Source organism: Actinoplanes sp. NPDC026670, assembly GCF_040638175.1.
Classification (GTDB): domain Bacteria; phylum Actinomycetota; class Actinomycetes; order Mycobacteriales; family Micromonosporaceae; genus Actinoplanes.
This window is the reverse complement of the sequence record NZ_JBEZXU010000184.1, coordinates 1-1434: the sequence shown is the minus strand read 5'-3', so window position 1 is coordinate 1434 and position 1434 is coordinate 1. Positions and strand designations below refer to the sequence as shown.

The following is a 1434-nucleotide window of genomic DNA, read 5'->3' as shown; positions in this document are numbered from 1 at the left end:
GGTTGTTCGTTTGCTGTGAATCACACAGTGGACGCGTAGCATAAATTTAAAGTGGTTAAGCCCTCGGCCTATTAGTACCGGTCAACTCAACACGTTACCGTGCTTACATCTCCGGCCTATCAACCCAATAGTCTATTGGGAGCCTTACCCACTCAAGGTGGTGGGATACCTCATCTCGAAGCGAGCTTCCCGCTTAGATGCTTTCAGCGGTTATCCCTTCCGAACGTAGCCAACCAGCCATGCTCCTGGCGGAACAACTGGCACACCAGAGGTTCGTCCGTCCCGGTCCTCTCGTACTAGGGACAGCCCTTCTCAAGTATCCAACGCGCACGGCGGATAGGGACCGAACTGTCTCACGACGTTCTAAACCCAGCTCGCGTACCGCTTTAATGGGCGAACAGCCCAACCCTTGGGACCTGCTACAGCCCCAGGATGCGACGAGCCGACATCGAGGTGCCAAACCATCCCGTCGATATGGACTCTTGGGGAAGATCAGCCTGTTATCCCCGGGGTACCTTTTATCCGTTGAGCGACACCGCTTCCACACGCAAGTGCCGGATCACTAGTCCCGACTTTCGTCCCTGCTCGACCCGTCAGTCTCACAGTCAAGCTCCCTTGTGCACTTACACTCAACACCTGATTGCCAACCAGGCTGAGGGAACCTTTGGGCGCCTCCGTTACCCTTTAGGAGGCAACCGCCCCAGTTAAACTACCCACCAGACACTGTCCCTCGACCCGATCAGGGCCGCAAGTTAGATACCCAAACCCAACAGAGTGGTATTTCAACAATGCCTCCACCCGAACTGGCGTCCGAGCTTCACCGGCTCCCACCTATCCTACACAATTAAATTCGGATACCAATGTCAAGCTATAGTAAAGGTCCCGGGGTCTTTCCGTCCTGCCGCGCGTAACGAGCATCTTTACTCGTACTGCAATTTCGCCGGGCCTGTGGTTGAGACAGTGGGGAAGTCGTTACGCCATTCGTGCAGGTCGGAACTTACCCGACAAGGAATTTCGCTACCTTAGGATGGTTATAGTTACCACCGCCGTTTACTGGCGCTTAAGTTCTCCGCTTCGCCCCGAAGAGCTAACAGGTCCCCTTAACGTTCCAGCACCGGGCAGGCGTCAGTCCATATACATCGTCTTACGACTTGGCATGGACCTGTGTTTTTAGTAAACAGTCGCTTCCCCCTGCTCTCTGCGGCCATACCACGCTCCACCCGCAAGGGGCTTCACGCGTCCGGCCCCCCTTCTCCCTAAGTTACGGGGGCAATTTGCCGAGTTCCTTAACCACAGTTCACCCGTCGCCTCGGTATTCTCTACCTGACCACCTGTGTCGGTTTCGGGTACGGGCCGCTCAGAACATCGCTAGAGGCTTTTCTCGGCAGCATAGGATCAATGACTTCACCAGAACGGCTCGGCATCACGTCTCAG

At 55.4% G+C, this 1434-nt stretch carries 1 rRNA gene; it reads right to left on the bottom strand.

Going from position 1 to position 1434, the window contains the following annotated elements:
- Positions 1-51: 51 nt before the first annotated feature.
- Positions 52-1434, bottom strand: a 23S ribosomal RNA gene (locus AB0E94_RS52940); the annotation flags it as partial.